This window comes from Nocardioides aequoreus, assembly GCF_000720335.1.
Classification (GTDB): Bacteria; Actinomycetota; Actinomycetes; order Propionibacteriales; family Nocardioidaceae; genus Marmoricola; species Marmoricola aequoreus.
On sequence record NZ_JOJN01000018.1, the window covers coordinates 21,354 to 41,951 of the forward strand.

At 67.5% G+C, this 20,598-nt stretch carries 19 protein-coding genes; 8 read left to right on the forward strand and 11 right to left on the reverse strand.

The window, feature by feature from the left end:
* Positions 1-5 precede the first annotated feature (5 nt).
* Positions 6-1,298 carry a YVTN family beta-propeller repeat protein gene (locus IG63_RS23710; protein WP_245604517.1) on the forward strand — a complete coding sequence of 431 codons (1,293 nt, stop codon included), beginning with the start codon at positions 6-8 and terminating at the stop codon, positions 1,296-1,298.
* A gap of 674 nt (positions 1,299-1,972) precedes the next feature.
* Here IG63_RS23710 and IG63_RS0119160 read toward each other — a convergent pair.
* Both IG63_RS0119160 and IG63_RS21845 read right to left on the reverse strand, forming a co-directional pair.
* Positions 1,973-2,917, reverse strand: a complete 945-nt coding sequence (locus IG63_RS0119160; RefSeq protein WP_030485952.1) for an SRPBCC family protein — start codon at positions 2,915-2,917, stop codon at positions 1,973-1,975.
* A gap of 141 nt (positions 2,918-3,058) precedes the next feature.
* Positions 3,059-3,883 (reverse strand): CPBP family intramembrane glutamic endopeptidase, encoded by an 825-nt coding sequence (locus IG63_RS21845; RefSeq protein WP_169741834.1) that lies wholly within the window; start codon positions 3,881-3,883, stop codon positions 3,059-3,061.
* A gap of 275 nt (positions 3,884-4,158) precedes the next feature.
* On the opposite strand from IG63_RS21845, the gene IG63_RS0119170 reads away from it, so the two are divergent.
* The 4 genes from IG63_RS0119170 (at position 4,159) to IG63_RS0119185 (ending at position 8,030) form a co-directional block, all read left to right on the forward strand.
* Positions 4,159-5,337, forward strand: a complete 1,179-nt coding sequence (locus IG63_RS0119170) for a sensor histidine kinase (RefSeq protein ID WP_157210303.1) — start codon at positions 4,159-4,161, stop codon at positions 5,335-5,337.
* Complete coding sequence (locus IG63_RS0119175; RefSeq protein ID WP_030485955.1) at positions 5,334-6,014, forward strand: response regulator; 681 nt, start codon at positions 5,334-5,336, stop codon at positions 6,012-6,014. The genes IG63_RS0119170 and IG63_RS0119175 overlap by 4 nt, the downstream gene beginning before the upstream one ends.
* 307 nt (positions 6,015-6,321) lie before the next feature.
* Entirely contained in the window at positions 6,322-6,588 is a 267-nt protein-coding gene (locus IG63_RS0119180) for a HigA family addiction module antitoxin (protein WP_030485956.1), read from the forward strand.
* A 290-nt stretch (positions 6,589-6,878) separates the two neighbouring features.
* Positions 6,879-8,030, forward strand: a complete 1,152-nt coding sequence (locus tag IG63_RS0119185; RefSeq protein WP_030485957.1) for an IS30 family transposase — start codon at positions 6,879-6,881, stop codon at positions 8,028-8,030.
* A gap of 151 nt (positions 8,031-8,181) precedes the next feature.
* On the opposite strand, the gene IG63_RS0119190 is transcribed toward IG63_RS0119185, so the two are convergent.
* From IG63_RS0119190 to IG63_RS0119205, 4 genes are all read right to left on the reverse strand, one after another.
* Entirely contained in the window at positions 8,182-9,312 is a 1,131-nt protein-coding gene (locus IG63_RS0119190; RefSeq protein ID WP_211249408.1) for an NAD(P)/FAD-dependent oxidoreductase, read from the reverse strand.
* A 141-nt stretch (positions 9,313-9,453) separates the two neighbouring features.
* Positions 9,454-9,756 (reverse strand): putative quinol monooxygenase, encoded by a 303-nt coding sequence (locus tag IG63_RS0119195; RefSeq protein ID WP_030485959.1) that lies wholly within the window; start codon positions 9,754-9,756, stop codon positions 9,454-9,456.
* The gene (locus IG63_RS0119200; RefSeq protein WP_030485960.1) at positions 9,753-10,322 is read right to left on the reverse strand and encodes a type 1 glutamine amidotransferase domain-containing protein; all 570 of its coding nucleotides are present in this window, start codon (positions 10,320-10,322) and stop codon (positions 9,753-9,755) included. The genes IG63_RS0119195 and IG63_RS0119200 overlap by 4 nt, the downstream gene beginning before the upstream one ends.
* Position 10,323: 1 nt before the next feature.
* Positions 10,324-11,490 (reverse strand): glutathione-independent formaldehyde dehydrogenase, encoded by a 1,167-nt coding sequence (locus IG63_RS0119205; RefSeq protein WP_030485961.1) that lies wholly within the window; start codon positions 11,488-11,490, stop codon positions 10,324-10,326.
* Between the two features lie 329 nt (positions 11,491-11,819).
* Between IG63_RS0119205 and IG63_RS0119210 the strand changes: the two genes are divergently transcribed.
* Positions 11,820-13,469, forward strand: a complete 1,650-nt coding sequence (locus tag IG63_RS0119210; RefSeq protein WP_030485962.1) for a PucR family transcriptional regulator — start codon at positions 11,820-11,822, stop codon at positions 13,467-13,469.
* 52 nt (positions 13,470-13,521) lie between these two features.
* Here IG63_RS0119210 and IG63_RS0119215 read toward each other — a convergent pair whose 3' ends face one another.
* A complete protein-coding gene (locus IG63_RS0119215; protein WP_051707263.1) occupies positions 13,522-14,688 on the reverse strand; it encodes a low temperature requirement protein A in 1,167 nt (388 codons plus the stop codon).
* Positions 14,689-14,848: 160 nt separating this feature from the next.
* Here IG63_RS0119215 and uvrA point away from each other — a divergent pair, with 160 nt between their 5' ends.
* Positions 14,849-17,215, forward strand: coding sequence for an excinuclease ABC subunit UvrA (uvrA, locus tag IG63_RS0119220; protein WP_030485964.1), 2,367 nt, complete (start codon positions 14,849-14,851; stop codon positions 17,213-17,215).
* Between the two features lie 673 nt (positions 17,216-17,888).
* Here the strand turns inward: uvrA and IG63_RS24015 are convergent.
* From IG63_RS24015 to IG63_RS0119240, 3 genes are all read right to left on the reverse strand, one after another.
* Positions 17,889-18,176: a phosphatase domain-containing protein gene (locus tag IG63_RS24015; protein ID WP_425411799.1), complete on the reverse strand. Its 288-nt coding sequence runs from the start codon at positions 18,174-18,176 to the stop codon at positions 17,889-17,891.
* 321 nt (positions 18,177-18,497) lie between these two features.
* The gene (locus IG63_RS0119235; RefSeq protein ID WP_157210304.1) at positions 18,498-18,980 is read right to left on the reverse strand and encodes a hypothetical protein; all 483 of its coding nucleotides are present in this window, start codon (positions 18,978-18,980) and stop codon (positions 18,498-18,500) included.
* A gap of 91 nt (positions 18,981-19,071) precedes the next feature.
* The gene (locus IG63_RS0119240) at positions 19,072-19,419 is read right to left on the reverse strand and encodes a hypothetical protein (protein WP_030485968.1); all 348 of its coding nucleotides are present in this window, start codon (positions 19,417-19,419) and stop codon (positions 19,072-19,074) included.
* A 501-nt stretch (positions 19,420-19,920) separates the two neighbouring features.
* Between IG63_RS0119240 and IG63_RS0119250 the strand changes: the two genes are divergently transcribed.
* The gene (locus tag IG63_RS0119250; protein ID WP_157210305.1) at positions 19,921-20,139 is read left to right on the forward strand and encodes a hypothetical protein; all 219 of its coding nucleotides are present in this window, start codon (positions 19,921-19,923) and stop codon (positions 20,137-20,139) included.
* A 381-nt stretch (positions 20,140-20,520) separates the two neighbouring features.
* Here the strand turns inward: IG63_RS0119250 and IG63_RS22890 are convergent.
* On the reverse strand, positions 20,521-20,598 hold a 78-nt coding region (locus IG63_RS22890; protein ID WP_157210307.1), incomplete at its 5' end, for an integrase core domain-containing protein.

The window sequence follows — 20,598 nt, forward strand, 5'->3', positions numbered from 1 at the left end:
TGCCCGTGGGGCGCCGCTTCCTGTTCGCCGACCGCCGCCGCGCCACGCTGACCGTCCTCGGCGTGGCCGCCTCCCTGCTACTGGTCCTCGTCCTCGGCGGCATCTTCGCCGGGGCCGTCGACCGCGTCACCTACTACATCCGCACCTCCCCGGCCGACGTGTTCGTCTCCCAGGCCGGGGTCCGCACCATGCACATGTCCGCCTCGACGCTCCCCGCGGACACCCCCGAGCGCGTCGCCGACATACCGGGAGTTGCCTGGGCCGCACCGATCGCGTTCGCCTCCGGCTCGGTAGCCGGACCACAGGACCGGCAGCTGTCCTACCTCATCGGCTACGACACCCGCACCCGCCGGGGCGGCCCCACACGCCTCGTGGCCGGCCGCACACCGGCCGCCGGCGTGCAGGTGTCTCCCGACGGTGCGTCGGTGTGGACGGTGAGTGGCCACGACGGATACGCCGCGATGCTGTCCGCGGGGAGCTTGGACCTGCACGGTGTGGTCCCGACCGGCTCGGCACCAGCCCATGTCGTGGTCTCCCCGGACGGGGCAACCGCGTACACCACGAACAGCGCGGACGACACCGTCTCCGTCATCGACGCGTCCACCATGAAGGCCATCGACACCATCAAGGTGGGCCAGGGCCCGCACGGCCTCCGCCCCAGCCCGGACGGCCGCTGGCTTGTCGTGGCGAACGTCGCCGACACCACGCTCAGCGTCATCGACACCCGGACCAACCAGCTGGTCACAGACGTCGAAGTCGGGAAGGCCCCCGCGCAAGTCGCCTTCTCCCCCGACGGCCGGTTCGTCTACGCCTCCCTGAACGGCGAGGACGCCGTCGCCAAGGTCGACATGACGTCGCGCAAGCTGGTCGGCACGGTCGCAGTCGGAGACGGCCCCATCCAGACCTATGTCAGCGGCGACAACCGCTACCTCCTCGTCGCCAACCAGGGCACCGAAGACTCGCCCGGGACCGCCGTCTCGGTGATCGACATCAAGACGTTCACCGTGACCGCAACCGTCGAGACCGGACAGGGCTCCCACGGCGTCGTCGTCGACCCCTCGAGCCAGCACGCCTACGTCACCAACATCTACGGCGACGACGTCGCCGTCCTGGACCTCCAGGAACTCGAGGTCGTGGCCCGGATCCCCGTCGGAGACAAGCCCAACGGCGTGAGCCTCTCCCCGCTCCCGAACGACGCCGAAGACGGCAGCGTCACGCTCGACCTTTCCACGGATCCCGAAGTGCCCGCCGACGAGATCGAAACCGATCACGGAGACGGCCACCAGGACGGTCACTGATCCTCTGGAAGGCGACGCCGCCTCAGTGCGGCTGACTCAGACCCAGGCATCGGGGTGGACATCGCCAGCCATCACCGCGCAGTTCGCCACGCTGGGCCAGCATCCGCCGAGTTTTTGGGTCATCAATCCGCGACATAAGCGGAAACGGTTCAAAATACGAGTGGCCTCTGACCTGCGTTTCTGCAGGTCAGAGGCCACTTTTCAGTAGCGGGGGCAGGATTTGAACCTGCGACCTCTGGTCATCCGGCGCGAGCGCTCTCATCTGGTCGAGCGTTTGCTGGCATGTGAGCACTCGTGCGCTGACCTGTGCGAACTCGGCACAGGACGGTGAACCGAGCCCGCACTTCTTGCTGGTATGTGACCTGACGAGGCGACTCTTGATGTGGTTTTCGGTGCCTAAGCGCGACACGGTTCGAATCCCAACTGCTCGCGTGCCAGGGCGTCAGCCTGCTTCGTCGACCGCGACCCGTGCCGCACTGGCCCAGCCCGATTCGGTGTCATCCACGGGCTTCGGAGTGTTCCAGTGAGGGCTGTCCCGCAAGGGATCCCTCACCGAACACCACCGTCGCTGACTGACCGAGAGGGCGACCGTCCTTGGCGCGGTGTTCGGCATGGGGGTCCTTCGTCAATGGGGGATCTGCCGACGTTCGACGCCGGGTGGCAAGTGCCGGCGCTCATGCGCGAAAAGCTCGGGAGATGCCTGTCGCGATGCGGGTGAGCTCGCTTGCTGCGAGGAACCGCGCTGTCGCACCGACGCGACGAGCGTTCGGCCGGTACAGCGTAAGGCGCAGCCGGGTGCCGCCTGGCTCTTCGCGCAGTTCGATTCGTGTCTGCTCTGTTCTTCGGGGACGGGTGTGAGGGAACGAGGTTTCCCACTCCAGAACGTGATGCTCCTCGCGAGCGACGAGAACGACGGTACGGATCTCCATCCGTCGAGGCACTCGCCATCGGGTGGTGGCCAGCGCCGCGGGAGCGCGCCCGGTCCATCGCCCCGCCCCCACGGTCTCCATCGGCCCGATGGCGTTGTCCCATTCCGGGCGTCGTTTAGGATCGTCGAGCAAACGCCATACTTGCTCTGGCGGGGCAGGGATGAACGCATCGTAGGTGGCGCAACATGGCGTGGCACGCTCCTCGATCGAGCCTGTTGGGCCGTGCGGAGCCATGCCGGGGTCTGCTTCCTCGGCTGCGTTTAGTACCAGAGCCGGGTCGGTGTCGAGGCGTTCCAGGACCGCGGCGACGAATCCACCCGGGTCGGCTACTAGTGACCGCAGCAGTGCGGTCCCTGTGCCGTCGCCGCCGGACTGGGACAACAGGGTGAGGGTGCGCTCGTGCCACTCGATGTCACCGGCGCCACCTGCTGGGTTCGCGCGGGGTGACATTGGCACGTCGGAGATGCCGAGCGCGGCCAGGCGCGCCGCATGCTCGGTGCGCACAGCCTGCCGTGCTTCATCGAGGCCGATCCCACGGGAGCGGAGCAGCTTGCCTGCATCGGTCTGGCTGATGAGCAGCGCCAGGAACAGATGCTCCACGTCGACAGCAGGGTGGCCGAACCTGTGCGCCTCCTCGGCGGCGGTGATGGCCAGTCTCTGCGAGTTCTCAAAGATCGTGCTCAACTTCATGAGTGATTCCTCCTCGATATCGGGATCGACGGATCGATCCGATTTGTGCGCGTTCGTAAGTCGCTAGGGGGGCAGAGGCGGCAGGCGCAACGTCAGGCGTCGTGGAGTCGACGTCGTCGTTTGAATAGCCGGACTGCGTAGTCACAACGGCAGCAGTTGCGACTCTTGACTCGCCTCGGAGCGGGGCGTCGCCGTCTCCGCGTTCGGTGTCCGAGCCTCGGTCCGCAGGATCGCCGCCGTCACCACGATGGTCAGTGCGCAACCGAAGGTCGTGGCGACCCACGAGACGGACGCGTCGTTGACGTCGATGATTCCGAATGCTCCGAGTGCGAGCACCAGGACGTTGTTCACGACGTGCACCCCTATGGGCGCTTCCAGTCCTCCGGTGCGCCACGCCAGGACGCCGACGCACAGGGCGAAGACGCCGACATCGAGGAGGCCGGCTGCGCTGTAGTCGTGGCCGATGACGAACAGGGGGATCGGCAGGGCGATCGCCCACAGCGGGTGGCGCAGCCAGGCACCAATCATCTGGCCCAGCAGGCCCCGGAAGGCGAACTCCTCGGCCGCCGCCTGCAGCGGGGTGAGCAGCAGCACCAGGCCTAGGAGCAGCCAGGCGTCGGCGTCGAACACGGGCTCGACGTCGGGTTCGATCGCAAGGCCCACGGCGAGAAACACGACATAGATCGGGGTGGCGACCAGTACCGCGCGCCACAGCCGGTCCCACCTGAAGCGTCCGGTCTCGGAAACTATTGAGCCTGTCGGCCGGGCGCCTGCGAGGCGTATGCCGATGAGCACCGCGGGGATCAAGGGGATCAGGGTGAGGTTCAGCAGGACGAAGGTTGTCGGGTCGGTCATGTCGACGGTGTCGGACTCGAAGGCGGCGTCGACGGTTGACTCGAATCCTGGAACGAACGTGAGGAAGCCGGCCGCGATCATGAGCATGCCGAGCAGAAGCACGAAGGCCACCGAAGCCACGCTGAGCTCGGCGAGCGGCCGCCACCACCGGTGCCGGGGCGACTGGTGGTGCATGCGGAAGTAGGACGGGATTCGGTCGTCGAGGGCTGGGACCGATCTCTGTGTGTTCATGGCTCAAGCCTCGGATGCCGCGAGCCCGGGCGGTATCCGTCATCGGTATGACACTCGCGGAGTTGGCTCGTGCGTTGTCGTACCTTCGGCTGACAACCAACTCCCGGGCATCTACCTAGGATCATCCTGTGAGAAGAGCCAGAACCACACTGATCGTGGCAGCCTGCGCCGTGGTCGGCGTCGTAGCCCAGTTGATCGAGTCCGCGATCGTCCTGGAGCTCGACGATTCGGGGACCTCGGCGCTGCCGCCCGGCGAGGAGTTGCAGTGGGCGGCATACTTCGGAGTGCACGTGCTGCTCGGCCTGGTGGCCTTGGTCCTGCTGCCGATCGCGTTGCGCCATGAGCCTCCCGATCGACTTGGGTACGACGCCGCTGGTCCACTGGAGGCCTTGGTCGCCGGTGTCATCGTGGCCGGCTGTGGATCCGTCTCGGTGCTCGGCTTCGCGGCTGGCCTCGTTGCCATGGTCTCGATCTTCTCCCGCGGCTCGTGGCGGTGGAGTCTGGCTGCCGCCCTTGCCGTGACGATGGGGTGGGCCGGTGATCTGCTCCTGGCGCCCGGCCCTCGAGTCGTCTGGTGGCAGGTGCTGCTCGTACTGCTCGGAATGCTGACGATCGCGGCGGCGGTGGGACGCGTACGTTTTCGGCGCCGCCGGCAGCAGTGGCAGTTGGAGGCCGCGGCCTCGATGACCCGTGCGGAGATGCGCGCGCGAGAGGTGCAGGCGATCGAGGAGGAGCGTCGGCGGATCGCCCGCGACATGCACGACAGCCTGTCCCACCGGTTGAGTCTGGTTGCCGTACACGCGGGGGTGCTGGAGGTCCGCGACGACCTACCTCCCGACGTCGTACGCAAGCAGGCAAGCATCCTTCGTGAGCAGGCCGAGCTCGGTGTCGCCGACCTTCGAGCGGTACTCACGGCGCTTCGCGAGGAGCCCGACGCGATCGACCCCCGCACCAGCATCGACGAGTTGGTGGCCAGCGCCCGGACCGCCGGTGCAGAGGTGCGCTACGTCCGTCACCCCCAGGTCACCACGGACCTCCTCGAGGCGTTGCCCTCGGCCGCGGTGCACACCTTGCGTCGCACCGTCCAGGAAGGGCTGACCAATGCGCGCAAGCATGCACCCGACGAACCGATCGACATCGAGCTCGGACGTGACGACACGAGGGTCGGGCTCACCATGACCAACCCGCTCAGTGCTGGGCGCGATGTGGATCGATCCCGCGGGGGAATGGGCCTGATCGGACTGGAGGAACGCGCCAGACTCGCCGGCGGGCAGTGCACCAGCGCCGTCCACGAGAACACGTTCGTGCTGAAGCTGGAGCTCCCGTGGCGATGACCGAACCCAAGCGCCGCGAGATCGCCGTACTGCTCGTTGACGACGAGGCGCTGATGCGCTCGGGTTTGCGGCTCTTGTTGGAGGGGTCCGCGGACATGTCCGTGGTGGCCGAGGCCGAGAACGGCCAGGAGGCCGTCGCGGCAGTGGCAGCGCTACACCCCGACGTCGTCCTGATGGACGTCCGCATGCCGGTGATGGGCGGGATCGAGGCCCTCAAAGACATACGCACGGCGGACCCGGACGCACCGCCCGTGGTGATGCTGACGGCCTTCGACACCGACTCGGCCGTCCTGGAGTCACTGCGTGCTGGCGCGGCTGGCTTCATCCTCAAGTCCTGCTCACCCGCCACGCTCCAGAGCGCGGTGCGCGCGGCAGCGCACGACCAGCCGGTCATCAGCCCGCAAAGCCTGGACCGATTGCTGCGGCTCGCCGACACAGCCGAGAGTCCCCGGGTGATGAGCCGTCGGGGCCACCCGAAGCTGGCGACGCTCAGCGGCCGGGAACGGGAGATCGCGGACCTGATCGCCCAGGGGCTGGGCAACCAGGAGATCGCCGCCCTGCTCTTCGTCACCCTGGCGACCGTGAAAACCCACGTAGCGCGCCTGATGACGAAGCTGGGGGTGGACAGCCGCGTGCAGGTGGCCATCGCCGTACTCGAGGAGTCGGCGGGTAAGTAATCATCGACCGAATCGCCGCCGACCAGCGAGCCACTCGAGCCGCTTGGGATCACATCGGAACGGTCCCGCAGCGGGATCGGCTTCCGGGATGCCCAACGCGTGAGTGTTTGGCCGTGAGCGGGGCCGTTGGAGTGCCTGGGCGACCTTCAGCCAGCTCCGGGCTCCGGGAGCGTGTCTGCCGCGCCTGGCTCCTCGTCACCGTCCTGGTCCAGCGACATCAGCGTCTTGGACGACGGTCCCTGGTGTTGGCCGAACGCTGTCTGCACACCTGTCCCCCGACGACCACTGTCAGGAGGATCGGGGATGCGTGCACAGGCCCGGGACCTCGCGGCTCGCGAGGCTGGGCATCAGCCAGTACCGCCTCGCCCAGGCCACCGGTCTCCCCCAGACCCGAATCAGCCAGATCGTGCACGGCAAGCGCGCCATCACCACCGACACCGCCCTGCGCCTGTCCAAGGCCCTCGGCGTCGACGACCGCTTCTGGATCAACATCCAGACCGACTACGACCTCGAGGTCGAGCGCGACCTGCACGCCGACGACCTGGCCAAGGTCACCGCCCTGGTCCCGAGCTGAACTCGGAACGTGCGGCCTCACGGACGCCCCAACGCCAGCCGAACTCGCGTTTGAGCAGTTCAGCATGGGTGCGTCGATCACCACTACGACCTGTAGTCACTTGTGCACGTAGAGCTCGAGCTCAACAGATTCGAGTACGAGGGCTTCGGCGTCGCCGGAGCCCTCGTCGCATCCCGGGCACGGCGAGAGGTACAGGCGCCGGCACTCCCCCGCGGCCGCTTCCCTTGTGCACGCTCATGCCGGCGCTCTCAATAGGTCAGCGCAACACTTCCTGATCCGAGGAGGTTGCGATGGCACGCAGGTACGAGCGGTTGTCGCCGGAGGCGATCGATCAGCTGTGGGTCCGACTGCGGGCGGGGCACGCGGCCAAGCCGGCGTCGCGGGCGTTGGGGTTGCCGACCAGCACGGTGCGGGCTTACCTGATCCGTTGTGGTGGGATCCGACCTGACCCGCGGCGTCGGGCAGCGGGCCGGTTGAGCCTGGCTGAGCGGGAGGAGATCTCGCGTGGTCTGGCCGCTGGCTTGTCGGTGAGGTCGATCGCGGGCGGGCTGGGACGGTCGCCGTCGACGATCAGCCGGGAGTTCACCGCCAACGGTGGTCGGGCGCGTTACCGAGCGCTGGTGGCCGACCGTCAGGCCTGGTCACGGGCGACGCGACCCAAGCCGTGCAAGCTCGCGAGGCATCCGGTGCTGGCTGGCATCGTGGCCGAGAAGCTCCAGCAGCGGCGGTCACCAGAGCAGATCGCCGGCTGGCTGAAGCTGACCTACCCCGACGACCCGGAGATGCAGGTGTCCCACGAGAGCATCTACCGCACGCTGTTCGTGCAGTCGCGTGGTGCCTTGCGCAAGGAGTTGACCGCCTACCTGCGCACTGGGCGGGTGATCCGTCGGGCCCGCGGGACCCGGCTGCCGGATGGTCGTGGTGGCCGTCCCGGGATCCTGCACATCTCCGAACGGCCAGCCGAGGCCGAGGACCGGGCGGTGCCCGGCCACTGGGAGGGCGACCTGGTCTTCGGCAAGCACATGAGCCCGATCGCCACCCTGGTCGAGCGGTCCACCCGATACGTGATGCTGGTGGCGCTCCCGACGGGCAACCACAAAGCCGACGTGGTCGCCGACGCCCTGGCCGCCGCAGTCACCACGCTGCCCACCCACCTGGCGAAGTCGTTGACCTGGGATCAGGGCCACGAGATGGCCGAGCACCGCCGCTTCACCGCGGCCACTGGCATCCAGGTCTACTTCTGTGATCCCAAGTCGCCCTGGCAGCGCGGCAGCAACGAGAACACCAACGGGCTCCTGCGTCAGTACCTACCCCGCAGGCTCGACTTCCGCACCCTGACCCAGACCGACCTAGACTCCATCGCCCAGCAGCTCAACGAGCGACCTCGACAGACCCTCGGCTTCAAGACACCATCACAAGCACTGGCCGAAGTGTTGCGATGACCGCCTGAGCTCGCACCGATGAGCGGGCGGGGTGTGCACTGGGTGAACAGGGAAGGTCTTGTTGATCCATACCTCAACCTACGCTTGCCCTTGCCAGTCGGCTGCCGCGCACAGAAGGACCCGTGGATGCTACGTCGAATGGATCGGGAGCCTATTGCTGTGGCTCACCCAGGCGCGCCCCCTGCTCGAGCTCGGCGGCGAGACCTTCACCTGTCGCGGCTCGGGCGAGAGCGCGACCCAGCGCAGGTGCCTGCTTGAACAGATTGTGACCGGCCACGAACAGGACAGAGCCTGCCTCCCACACGGCCACGCCGTCCTCGCTCCATGGGAGGTCGGTCACCCAGCAATGAAGGAAGTCGCGCGGCTCTGGGTGGAGACCGGGCAGCGCCCGTGTCACGTATTCGCGCGCGCGTTCGTCCAGCGATCGAATCGCCGCCGGGTCGATGAACGTTCCGTCGTCGCGGACGCCGACGGTCTCGCTGAGTCCGACCGAGTAACTGCTGTTGCCCGGTAGCGGCGTCGCGTACACGCCGACTTCGCCGAAGACGCCGCTGCTGTCCTGTAGGCACGCGACTCGTGCCGGGGCGGCGGCTTTCACGTCGAAGGTCAGCCGGACGTGTGCGGCAAGGCGAACCGGCAGCGACAGGCCGACGCTGCGGGCCAGGCGGGCGGTTTCGCGGCCGGCGCACACGACCACTTTGGAGTAGACAGCCCGGTCGGTGACGCTGCGCACCTCGACCGTCCCATCGGCGCGGGGATCGATGGAGATGACCTCTGCGGTGGTGACGGCATCTGCGAGGGCACCCGCGAGTGCCGTGATCGCGGTGCGGGTGCGGATCGCGCCGCCCGACTCGTCGAGCACCGCTGGCCCCGAGTACCCAGCGAGCAGCGGCATCCGCTGGGCGAGCTCGGCTGCATCGATCTCGTACGCTTTCACGCCGCCGACCTGGTCGAGCACCCGCAGCCGCGCCAGGGCGCTGTCTCCGATCGCCACGACACCGTCTGATGAGACCAGCTCGACGTCGAAGTGTTCGGCCCACTCATCCCATACGCCGCGGCTTTCGCGCGCGAAAGCGACGAGTCGCGGGTCGTCGTGGGCATGCCGGAAGATCCGCGACTCGCCTGCGGACTGACCCGACCCGGGCAGACCGGCCTCGTACAAGCGCACCGGCACGCCCTGCTCCCGCAGCGCGTACGCTGTCGACAGACCGACGATCCCGCCCCCGATCACTGCTACCTCGGGTGAACGCGTCGGGGCAACGTCGTCGTCAGTTCCTGTCATCGCGGTTCCTCGATCTGTTGGTGATGTGCGGTAGGCCGCAAGAGAAGGGGCCGCTGCCACGATTTCAACGGGCTGTGTCAGCCCGAAGTCACCGCGCGCAGCGACCCCTCATGTCGGGGTCAGTACTCCCGGTCTGTGGTGTCAGGCGGGAAGTTTGGAGCCCAACACGTCGAGCTTCTCGATCGTCGGTTCGGAGAACAACGCACCGGTCTGCTCGCCGAGAGCTACCGCAACAGGGCCGGACAGGTGGGCGTCACGTCCGGCGTCATCGGGGAACACGTCGAAGATCCCGAACGTCGACGGCCCGAGGCGGATCGCGAACCACGCGGTGGTTGCCGGCTCCTGCTCGACAAGCCCACGCCCGGCGTCGAGGAACTCCTTCACCTCGTCCTCCTTGCCGGGCAACGCGTCAAACCTGACCAGCAATCCCTTGGTCACACTCATGACTTCACCTCTTCCTTTGTCGTGGTGCCCGCGAGTTGGGACACGATCGCCTCGGAGAACGCCGGCAGGTCCTCCGGCGAGCGGCTGGTGATGAGATTCGTGTCGACCACGACCTCCTGGTCAACGACGTTCGCGCCGGCATTGCGCAGATCCGTGCGGATGCTCGGGAAGGACGTCAGGGTGCGACCGGTGGCCACGCCGGCCTCGATCAACGTCCACGGCCCGTGACAGATCGCCGCCACCGGCTTGCCGCTCTCGACGAAGTCGCGGACGAAGGAAACGGCGCCCTCGTCGACCCGGAGCTGGTCGGGGTTCACCGTGCCGCCCGGAAGCACCAAGGCGTCGTAGTCGCCCACCGAGGCGTCGGCGACCAGCCCGTCGACGGTGAACGTGCCCGCTTCATCCAGGTCGTTCTTACGGGCCTTGATCTCGCCGTCGTGGATCGAGAGGACCTCGGTCCGAGCGCCGGCCCTGTCCAGAGACTCGCGGGGTTGCTCGAGCTCGACGCGCTCGACCCCGTCCGCGGCGAGGATCGCGACCCTCTTGCCCTGAAGATCTGCTGCCATATCAGTTTGCCTTCTTTCCGTCGGACATACCCGGCTTGATGACGACCTTGGTCCAGCCCTCGGACCTGGAGTCGAAGTTCCTGTAGGCGTCGGCGGCCTGGTCCAGCGAGATCTCGTGAGAGATGATCCAGGACGGCTTCGCCTTGTCAGCCGCGATCAGGTCACGCAGCCGGCGGTTGTACTTCTTGACCGGGCACTGACCGTTGCCCATGGTCTGTCCCTTGAACCAGTGGGTGCCGAAGTCGATGGCCGCCTTGCCCTGCTTGGCCAATTCGCCCTTGGCCCCCGGGTCCTCGGGGACGAACACGCCGACGGTGCCGATCCCGCCGGTGAAACGCACCGAGTTGATGAGCATGTTCAAGGTGGCAGCCGGGTCTTCGTTCCCCTGCGGGTCGTGGGCCTGGTAGCCCACGCACTCGCAGCCACGGTCGGCTCCGAGCCCCATGGTCTCGTCCAGCACAGCCTGCACGGGGTCGACCTTGGAGTCGTCGATGGCGATCGCTCCGATCTGCTCGGCCAGCGCGAGCCGGTCGGGGTGGCGATCGACCACCATGACCTTCGCGGCGCCCTTGATCGTCGCGGACAACGCAGCCATCAGACCCACCGGACCGGCTCCAGCGATCACGACGCTGTCGCCCGGGATCACGCCAGCCATCTCAGTGGCGTGGTAACCGGTGGGGAAGATGTCGGAGAGCATGACGTAGTCGTTCTCCTTGTCCTGCGCGTCTTCACCCAGGCGCAGCGCGTTGTGGTCGCCGAAGGGCACCCGGAGCAGTTCTGCCTGCCCGCCGCCGTACGGGCCCATTTCGGCGAAGCCGTAGGCCGCACCGGCGGCCGATGGGTCAGGTTGCGTCGTCAGGCAGTAGTTCGTGAGCCCGCGCTCGCAGTTCTTGCAGAACCCGCACGAGATGTTGAAGGGCAGCACGACCCGGTCGCCCACCTTGATCTTCTCTACTCCCTTGCCGATCTCCACCACCTCTCCCATGTTCTCGTGGCCGAACGTCCGGCCCTTCTCGAAGGAGGTCCGCCCCTCGTACATGTGCAGGTCCGAGCCGCAGATGTTGGTCGTTGTGATCTTGACCAGCACATCGGTGGGCCGTTCGATCTCGGCGTCCGGAACGTCCGTGACCGCGACATCCTTGGGTCCCTGATAGACGACAGCCTTCATGGCGAATCTCCAATCGTTGTGTCGGTGACTCCGAGCAGTCCACGCTCGTCGCCGACCACCAAGAAGTCATGAGCGCACCAGGCCAAAGTCCCGGGGCATGATTTGGTTCGAGTGCACAACTCCCCGCGGGTGGGTGCGCTGGGCAAGGGGTACGGTGAGCGCGACCCTGCCCCCGGGAGTTGATGAGGACCGATGAGCTATCACGGACTCGGACTGGATCCCGGGATACATCCGTGCTGCATGTACCGAGGCGTCGCCGCTCAGCGCGACGACCTGTGGGGTCCCTACGGCACAGGGGGACCCCGGGCGGGCCGGCCAGGGATCAAGAGATGACCGTCTGCGAGCCCGCCACAACCGGAACCGTGGTGCCAACCGGCGAGCTGGATCTGCGGCGTGCCCTCACCGGCCTCGATGGGCTGCTGGTGATGTCCATGGCGATGATGCAACGTCACGACGTGGACGAGGTCATCAACGTCCTGAAGCGTGAGGTCGAGTCGGTGACCGGCTGCCAGTTGGTTCACGTCACCTTCCAGCGGGACCGGGAGTGGATCACCCTGCCCCCCGGGGAGCCAACGAAGCCGGCGGAACCGAGCCCCTCAACCGGTGAACGGGTATTCGTGCAGGACAACGGCGACTCCTGGACGTCGACGACGGCTGTGGCGGTCTTGAACGGCGCCCCGGGCCGACTGGTCCTTCGCAGCTTCGCCCGGCCCGACCCCGAACAACTGTTCGTCATCGAACGGTTGGGCGATCTCCTCGGGACGGCGCTCGCGGACGCGCAGGTGCACGAGCGCCACCGCCGACGCGCCCACGAACTCGATGCAGCCAATAACGAGATGGCGCGCACCGTCGCGGCGCTGCAGCACCGTGAGGGGGTGCTTGAGGAGTTCGCCCGACTATCCACGACCGGGACTGAGCTCGACGTGGCCACCTCACTCAGCCGGCTCACTGGCTCCGCTGTCGTGCTGCGGGACAGATTCGGGCACGAGACGACCCGGATCACGGTCGCCGGTCGGTACCAACCGCTCCTCGAGCGAACCTCGCTCGAGGAGGTCATCGGCGGACGCCCCGAACTCGGCACGATCGAACTGGAGGTGCCACCGGACAAAGACCGAGACGACGCATCATTCGCTCTGCGGTACGCGGGCGTCGCACTGGGGCTGCTGAGGGCTAGGGCCGCGGCGATGAATGAACTGGAGAACCGACTGAGTCGAGACCTCCTCGACGACCTTCTTGAAGGGCTCCCGGCCGACGTTGCCGTGGACCGGACATCCGCTCAGGGCCACGACCTTGCCGTTCCGCACGACCTGATCGTGTGCGCATGGTCCTCCGAGCGGGGTCACCGCGCGCACGACCGCGACGTCGATCACCTCCGGATGGCCATGGCTCGTCAGCGACTGCCCTGCTTGGTCGTCCGGAACCGGGGACTGGTCGTCGCCCTCGCCCATCGAGGTGTCGACATGGGCCGCTTGTTCAACGACTTGTCGCGCACCTACGGCGACACCAACGGTGTGATCGCCAAGGGGGAGCCGGCCAACTCGCCGGAACAGATCCCACGTGCGTATGAGCAAGCCCAACGAGCACTCAGGGCTCGTCAGCAGTCCCACGATCCGTATGGCTTCATCGCCTACGCCGACTTGGGAGTAGACCGGCTGCTCGCCCTCGACGGCAACGCTGAGGAAGTCGAGCGCCTCATCAGGGACTGGCTCGGCGACCTATTGAGCTACGACCGTCGCCACGGCACCGAACTCGTCCCCACCCTAGCGGCCTACCTCGACCACGGAGGCAAGTACGCCGACACGTCAACGACGCTCACCATCCACCGCAACACACTGCGCTACCGAATCAGCCGCATCACCGAGATCTCGGGCCACGACCTCAACGACGTCGAGGCACAACTCAACCTCCACCTGGCGACACGCGCGTGGCGACTACGCCGTGCCTCCGTCGGCGAGCCCCTGCGAAACGCCGTCCGGTGAGGTAGTCCCAAGCCGTAGTTGCGAGAGTCTGCGCGGCGATGGCACTGGACGATCAGGAGTCGTCGACCGGGCCGAACGCCGGGTGGTGCCAGAGTTCCCAGCTGGTGTGCAGCAAGCAGACGAGGGTTAGCCCGGCGAGCGCCGCCAAAGCAGGCGCCACCACCGCGACCGGGATCAGCGAAGCAGCCCCCACTGCGGCCACCAGGCGACCGGTGGCGAGCTGGTGGTGGTCGCGCCATCGGTAGGCGACGTCGCCGACGTAGAACATCGCGACGCCACCGGCCAGGGCGACGGCCGGCAACAAGGAGAGTGGTTCCCCCGGTGCCGCGACTGCTTCGTGCACCCCGAGAGCGAAGAACACCACCCCGGCCACGAGCGGCAGATGCAGGTAGCTGTAGGAGTCGCGCGCGAGCCTTGACCGCTCCCGATCAGTGGTGCCGCGCAGCCGTCGTTCGGCACCGCCGCGCAGATAACCGAAGTAGGACCACCACAGACCGGCCGCGATCAGCACGGCGAGGAGGACGGCCGTCACAACACTCGGGCGCGGAAGAGCGGCTTCGGCGCCAGCGCCTACCCCGACGATCGCCTCACCCAGCGCGATGATGATGATCAGCCCGTGCCGCTCCACGAAGTAGGCAGGTGTCACGCTCCAACCGGTGGTCCCGACCAGGACCGGCCCCGACAGATCCATCACCGCGGCCACGATCCACAGCAACTCTCGTTCTGGCGTGTCGAAGAACGCCGCGGCCACCAGCACTGCCGGGCCGGCGAGCAGGGTGGGGACTAGTCGCAGCGCGGCCGAACCCACGTCCGCCTCGCCCCGCACGTCAAGAGCCAGCAGCACGACGTGGATCAGTCGGACCGCCAGGAATGCAAGCGCAAAGACCAGCGCCCGCGCGCCGAACGCCTGCGGCAGCGCGACCGCGGCCATCAGCATGGCCGCCATCGCGAGAAAGAGCAGCAGGCGAGGCCCGGGTCCGTCGTGGTCGGAGGTGTTCGTCAGCCAGGCGTAGCAGGCCCACGCCCACCACACAGCAGCGAGCGCCAGAATCCCGCGGCCGAACCCCGCCCAGGAGATGTCCGCGAGCATCAGGACAGTGACCTGCGACATCGCGTAGACGAAGACCAGGTCGAAGAACAACTCCAGCGTTCTGACCGACCGATCTGCTGTGTCTTCGGCTGCTTGCTCATCCGCATTGCCGAGATCATCGTCACGCATACGGTGCTCCTCACCCACTCGCCGACCTTGATGCTCGCGTACACCAACTCACAGTGGGCTTCGGAGGGCGGGCCCGTTTGGCCGCGGGAGTCTCAAGCACTCTTCGGGGAACGCGATGCTTCGTTGCAAGCAAACCGAGAGCGACCGACAGGGGCAGCACGTGACCACCGATGCGACCGATGGCTTTGTGCGTGTCCGCGGAGCCAATGAGAACAACCTGCGCAACATTGACGTGGACATTCCTCGCAACGTGATGGTGGCGTTCACCGGGATCTCCGGGTCGGGGAAGTCGTCGCTGGCCTTCGGAACGCTGTACGCCGAGGCGCAGCGCCGCTACTTCGAGTCGGTCGCGCCCTACGCGCGCCGGCTGCTGCAGCAGGTCGGTGCCCCGCACGTCCAGGAGATCACCGGCCTGCCGCCTGCGGTCGCGCTTCAGCAGCGCCGGGGCACGGCCACCTCACGCTCGTCGGTCGGCACCATCACCACGCTGTCCAACCTGCTGCGGATCCTCTACTCGCGGGCCGGCGATTACCCGGCTGGTGCCGATCACCTCGCGGCCGAGGCGTTCTCGCCCAACACCAGCGCGGGCGCGTGCCCGCGTTGCCACGGCCTGGGCGTCGTCCACGACGTCACCGAGGAGCTGCTTGTCCCGGACCCGTCACGGAGCATCCGTGAAGGGGCGATCGCCGCCTGGCCCGGCGCGTGGCAGGGCGCCAACCTGCGCAGCATCGTGATGGGGCTCGGCATCGACGTCGACAAGCCGTGGCACAGTCTCAGGAAGCGGGACCGCGACTGGCTGCTGTTCACCGACGAGCAGCCCTCGGTGCTCATCGAGCCGGAACCAGGTCGCGTCGACCACGGCTACTACGGGAAGTTCTGGAGCGCGCGCAGCCACGTCATGCACGTGCTGGCCGACTCCACGAGCGAGCGGATGCGCGAGCGGGCCATGCGGTTCCTGGAGGAAGCGCCCTGCCCGGATTGCCAGGGCAGTGGACTACGGCCCGAGGCCCTCGCGGTGACCTTTCTAGGGCGTTCGATCGCCGAGGTCAACAACCTGCCCTTCACAGCGCTGGTGGCTCTGCTGCGTCCGGTCGCTGAGCGGCCCGCGGGTGCCGACGAGGTCGCGGCGCGGATCTGCACTGACCTGGTCGCGCGCGTCGAGGTGCTCCTCGATCTGGGCCTGGGTTATCTCAGCCTGGGACGGAGCTCGACGACGCTGTCGCCCGGAGAGGCGCAGCGCCTGCGGATCGCCACCCAGCTGCGCTCGGGCCTGTTCGGAGTCGTCTACGTCCTGGACGAGCCCTTCGCCGGCCTGCACCCGGCCGACGCGGAGCCGCTGCTGGATGTCCTGGACCGCCTCAAGGCGTCCGGCAACACACTGTTCGTCGTGGAGCACGACCTCGACGTCGTACGACGAGCAGATTGGGTCGTCGATATCGGCCCGGGTGCGGGCGAGGCCGGAGGTCGAGTGCTCCACAGCGGCCCTGTCGCGGGCCTGGAGGACGTGACTGAGTCGGTCACCAGCGCCTACCTGTTCGGTCGCGCTGAGCGGCTCGCGCACGATGCGCGGGCCCCGCAGGGCTGGCTGCGACTGACCGGCGCACATCGCCACAACCTGCGCGACCTGTCTGTCGATATCCCGCTGTGCGTGCTGACCGCCGTCACCGGGGTGTCCGGGTCCGGCAAGTCGACCCTGGTCACCCAGGTCCTGGCCGAGGACCCGACTGCTCGTGAGTCGTTCGACCGACTGGTATTGGTCGATCAGCGCCCGATCGGCCGGACGCCGCGGTCCAACCTCGCGACGTACACGGGGATGTTCGATGCCGTGCGGAAGTTGTACGCCGCCACGGACGCGGCCCGGGCCCGCGGCTACGGCGCCGGCCGCTTCTCCTTCAACGTCGCCGGGGGCCGCTGCGAGACCTGTCAGGGCGAGGGATTCGTCTCCGTCGAGCTACTGTTTCTGCCTGGCACCTACGCTCCCTGCCCGACGTGCCACGGCGATCGCTACAACCCCGAGACGCTCCAGATCACCTACCGCGGCAAGAGCATCGCGGAGGTCCTCGACCTATCCGTCGACGACGCCGCCACGTTCCTGGCCGACGTACCGGCCGCCGCACGCAGCCTCCAGACGCTTCGCGAGGTGGGTCTGGGCTACCTGCGACTTGGACAGCCGGCGACCGAGCTCAGCGGCGGGGAGGCACAGCGCATCAAGCTCGCCACCGAGCTCCAGCGCGCTCACCGCGGCCATGCCCTCTACCTGCTCGACGAGCCGACCTCCGGACTCCACCCCGCAGACATCGCTCTGCTGCTGCGCCAGCTGCACCGGCTCGTCGACGCCGGCAACACGGTGGTCCTCGTCGAGCACGACCTCGACGCGATCGCCACCGCGGACTGGGTCATCGATCTCGGTCCGGGCGGAGGAGATGCCGGCGGTCGGGTTGTCGCGACCGGCACGCCGGCCGACATCGCGAGGGCCGAAGGCAGCGCGACCGCGCCCTACCTCTCGCGGCGGCTCGAGCGGACATGAGCTGGGTGCGGGCGGCCGGTGTGCCGTCAGGCTGCCCCGCGGGCGCGGAGACATCACGCCAAGGAGAATCCGTACATGTCATGAAAGATAAAGGCATGACTGTGTATCTCGCTTGGACCTCGGAGGACCTGCCTGACCTTGAGGGGCCGTGGCACGAGGCTCGGCTTGTGGCGCCCGGGCTGGTCGCCGTGGACAGCACCGAATCGCTGTCAGCGGTCTATCACGCCATCAAGTGGTCCCGGGAGGGTGAGGCTTCGCTGATCGTGGTCCCCGTGCACCAGACGCCCAAGTCGCGGGGCATGGCTGCTGGCACCACTAGGTGGTTGCGTGAGCGGACTGCAAGGCAACCGCCCGGTGCGAACATCCGGGGCCTCACGTCATCCGATTGAGCTGTCCAGGCTCCCAGACCACGAGGGCTGCCAGGTTGGTTCTCCCACCTCAGGGAACGATGATTCACGTAGGTGGGTGATGGACACGGGAAGATTGAGACCGGGGGAGCGGCGCCCGCAACCGGGAAGGCCCCGCGCGGACTCCCCTGCCCCGGGGACGCCGCCCGATCAGCGAACCGAGTGCGGACGCGGTCAGTGCCGTGAGGGCGCGGCACGTACCCGCTTCCGCTGGGGTCTGGGAAACGGGACGCGCTCACCGATAGCCCATCGCGCTGCGGACCACCTCACCCGGTGTTGAAGCGCTCGACGTAGCGGCGCTGCCAGGCCGTCTCAATCGCCCGCGCGTCGTAGTGCTCGCGGACGAACGCGACCGCCTTGTCGGCGGGCACACCATCCAGAACTGCAAGACATGCGAGGGCGGTGCCCGTCCTGCCGCGCCCGCCCCCACAGGCGACTTCCACGCGTTCGTCCTCGGCTCGGCGCCATGCCTCGCTCAGCGCGTCTCGCGCGTCCACTCGGTCGGCGGGTAGCCGGAAGTCCGGCCAGCGAAGCCATCGCGTGTCCCACGGCATGCCCTCAGGTGGCCTGCCGAGCAAGTACAGCCCAAAGTCGGGAAGGGCGCCGTCGGGCAGTGGTCGGCGCAGTCCACGTCCCCGAACAAGTCGACCGGACGGCAGGTGCAGCACCCCGGTCTTTGTCGCGTCCCACGTTCGTGTCACCGCCCAACAGCCTATGACGGTCAGCCGGTGGGCTGTCCCCGCAGGCGATCGGCTCGCGGAGCGTGCCAGTGCGGGATCGTCACGCGGAGCGTGACCAGTAGCGCAAGGCGGCTACCTGTCTAGACTGTCTGGCAATCGCGAGCGAACCCGTCGCGCCCTCTCAGTTGCCTGGCGTCAGCGCTCCGTCGACGAGCCCTCGGACGTGACACCGGCGTCAAGGGTAAAGGTGTCGATGACCCACTCCCCCTCCACGTCGTAGACATCGACGGTCAGGTCGGCCTTGCCAGCCTCGATCTGGCGCTCCCACTCGAGCGCTTCCTCGGGCGTCTTCACGTCGCCGACGCCGGGGCCCTGGAGGTCCTGCTGCTTCACGAAGCCATGGCGCCCCGAGTCGCCCACCACCGCGATCAGGTCCGGTTCCTCGTCGGGGGTCTTCGCGTCGGCGGCGGACCCATAGGTCTGTCCAGAGTTGTTCTTCGGGAAGTTCGATGTGGCGACTTCCCAGTCCTTGGGCTGCTCCTTCACCTTGACGTCGCTTGAGCCCTCGTCCTGCGTCGCCAGGGCCGCGATGCCACTCCCTGCGAGGAACGACAAGGCCACCGCCGCGACGAACGCGACTCCACCGGCGAGAACGGTGCGTGCTGTTGGGATCCTCATCTGCAAGCCCCCTGCTTCATGAAAGGTAGTTCGGCGTTCGGAAGCTCGGGTAGGTGCCGTACCCGCTGCCATCCCAGGTCCTGGAGGCCCCCTACGAGTAGATCCAGCCCCCGCACCCGTTGGAGTAGCGCGTGATGTGCACCCTGGCGGGCTCCGTGTTGTACCGCCAGACCGTCGAGCTGCACATCGGGCCATCGTCCCAGTAGGTGCGGCCCTGGGTCCCCATTCGGCCCGCCAGCGTCTCGCCCGAGTTCACCCGGTGGGTCTCGGTGCGGGAGATGCCAGAGTCGACGAGCGACCTGTTCCTATAGTCGTTGACGTAACTCGACCAGTTGCGCCACGGACTGATCGCGGCCGCGGCCATGGCGTAAGAGGTGGTCGCGCCAATGACCAACCCGGCGAGTGCGGCGATAATCGTCGCTTTGGACCTGAGGCTCACTACGGACCCTCCCCCTGTGTGCCGGATCACAGAGTGACAGCCTTCGAGGGTCCCGTCTAGAGAGGGATGTCCCGGCATGACCGCATCCTCGGCCGACGAGCGCGGCTACCGCGACGTAGAGCCCTCGCTCGAGGTCGAGGTGCTCCTGGACGGAACGCGGTCGCCCGGAGATCTCAACGCCTGGCACCACCGACCACACGCCACTCCGCCGGGATGGTGGGGCCACGTGCGGCCGTTCGACCCTCGGCGATGCGGGCCAACCTGGACCCGACGCACCGTCGCCGGCTCAGTCGCATAATTTGGTCAGACCAGCTCGTGAGTCGACGACGGCCTGCGACGACGCCTTCGGCACCCCAGTGCGGCGCGGTCAGATCGCTGCCAACGTGGCGAACCGTCGAGGCGCGTGGGTCCTCGAGTTCGACAGCCGTCACCTCGACTAACGCTCTGTGCGACCGGGTGGTTCCAGCCGAGCGGACAATGATTTCGGCTGTCAGCTCGGCCTTGAAGTCGACCATCCAGTCGGCGGCGACCTCAGCGCGCACATGGTCCGCCACGAGTCAGGTCCGCAACGACTTCTCGGGGCACAACGCCTGTGCCACCGGCACGAACGAGTGGATCCACGACGCTGACTTCACGCTGGGCGGTGAGATTAACTTCTTCATCAGCGACCGCACGCTGCACCCGAAGGACTCCTGGCAGTTGGGTACGCCATCGCCGTGAGCAACGCGCTGCTGACCCAAGCCCAGTGACAAAGGAGCCCCGTTTGAGGAGCAGGCCGGGCGGTGCCGCCATGCTGGCCCTGACAGTGCTCCTGGCCGGCGTCGTTGGCTGTGGCGGTGAAGATGACGCCGTGGGTGACACCTCCCCGTCTCCCACACCTGCTGGATCTGCTGCCACCAGCACCACGGAGCCTGGCACTGAGGACACACCTACGACGGAGTCCGAAGACCCGGAGGAGGACGTGCTGGTGGTCGAGGAGCTCCCAGCTGCAACCTCGAGCGAAGAGACACCGAGTGTGTCCGGCCTTGCGTCTTTCGATCGCGTCCAGGCAGCTGAGACTCAGGGACGAACCCGCCTAGCTGTACTCGGCCACCAGGTTGGTCACAGTCGGCTGATGGGTGGGAGTCCTGCGAGTGCGCTGTGGCGACGTTGAGTGTTGTAGTGCTCGAGCCAGGGTGC

Coding starts and splice junctions, on each gene's coding strand:
- IG63_RS0119185 (WP_030485957.1), top strand. CDS start 6,879: ATGGCACGCAGGTACGAGCGGTTGTCGCCGGAGGCGATCGATCAGCTG.
- IG63_RS0119190 (WP_211249408.1), bottom strand. CDS start 9,312: ATGACAGGAACTGACGACGACGTTGCCCCGACGCGTTCACCCGAGGTA.
- IG63_RS0119235 (WP_157210304.1), bottom strand. CDS start 18,980: ATGAGGATCCCAACAGCACGCACCGTTCTCGCCGGTGGAGTCGCGTTC.
- IG63_RS0119175 (WP_030485955.1), top strand. CDS start 5,334: ATGACCGAACCCAAGCGCCGCGAGATCGCCGTACTGCTCGTTGACGAC.
- IG63_RS0119205 (WP_030485961.1), bottom strand. CDS start 11,490: ATGAAGGCTGTCGTCTATCAGGGACCCAAGGATGTCGCGGTCACGGAC.
- IG63_RS24015 (WP_425411799.1), bottom strand. CDS start 18,176: ATGCCGTGGGACACGCGATGGCTTCGCTGGCCGGACTTCCGGCTACCC.
- IG63_RS0119160 (WP_030485952.1), bottom strand. CDS start 2,917: ATGAAGTTGAGCACGATCTTTGAGAACTCGCAGAGACTGGCCATCACC.
- IG63_RS0119215 (WP_051707263.1), bottom strand. CDS start 14,688: ATGCGTGACGATGATCTCGGCAATGCGGATGAGCAAGCAGCCGAAGAC.
- IG63_RS0119200 (WP_030485960.1), bottom strand. CDS start 10,322: ATGGCAGCAGATCTTCAGGGCAAGAGGGTCGCGATCCTCGCCGCGGAC.
- IG63_RS0119210 (WP_030485962.1), top strand. CDS start 11,820: ATGACCGTCTGCGAGCCCGCCACAACCGGAACCGTGGTGCCAACCGGC.
- IG63_RS0119195 (WP_030485959.1), bottom strand. CDS start 9,756: ATGAGTGTGACCAAGGGATTGCTGGTCAGGTTTGACGCGTTGCCCGGC.